1 protein-coding gene is annotated in these 779 nt (G+C 39.0%); it reads left to right on the top strand.

Annotated elements, in window-relative coordinates; genetic code table 11:
- Window positions 1–300 precede the first annotated feature (300 nt).
- Window positions 301–779, top strand: a 479-nt coding sequence (locus R8O10_RS24745; protein ID WP_318191891.1) for a sporulation protein, incomplete at its 3' end; no start/stop codon positions are given.

Genomic DNA, 779 nt, shown 5'->3' with positions numbered 1-779 from the left:
CAATTTTATCGAGGATAAATTGTTTGATTTGCATGTAGAGTGGCGCAGACATAATGATACCTTTTAAATTGACTATACAAATACTGCTCAATTTAAGTACAAATTGCAAATAGTTATCGACAAATACGACATTTAGATACAAATAAAGGGCATTTGCTTGCTGAATGATTTGGCTGATTTGATATTTTTTGAATCGATAATGGAATCAAGCCGTATTCTTGCGGTCTATTGCTTGCAGCTTATAAGGCAATTGTGTAAACAAAGCACAACTAATAAAAACAGTCGCAAAAAAGGAAAGGCATGTTTAAGAAATTAAAAGCATCGTTGGGTATTGGATCTGCAAAAGTGGATACTATTTTGGATGAAATGAGCGTGTTTCAAGGTGCGACGCTGAAGGGACATGTTCATATCAAAGGTGGGGATGTTGAACAGCAGATCGACGCTATCACCATTAAATTGAACACAGAAATGAAAGTTGAAGTGGACGATAGCGTAAGTTATCAAACCTTCACTATCGACCAGCTCAAGGCGGTTGACCCGTTTGTGATTCAACCGAATGAAGAAAAACAAGTGCCTTTCGAGCTAAAACTGCATGATGAAACACCTATCACTGCGGTTAGCGCATTGAAGAACCAGTGCAATGTTTGGGTAGAAACCACTCTGGATATTGATTTTGCCATCGACCCACGAGATCGCGATTACATTGAAGTGAAACCACTACCAGTGGCATCTCGCGTTATTCGAGCGATTGAACAAGCTGGTTTTACTATGGTGAAAGC

Origin of the sequence: Vibrio sp. 1727, from assembly GCF_033344415.1 — a bacterium.
GTDB classification, from domain to species: Bacteria; Pseudomonadota; Gammaproteobacteria; order Enterobacterales; family Vibrionaceae; genus Vibrio; species Vibrio alginolyticus.
Note: the sequence above shows the minus strand (reverse complement) of the source record. Positions and strands in the feature narration are given on the sequence as shown.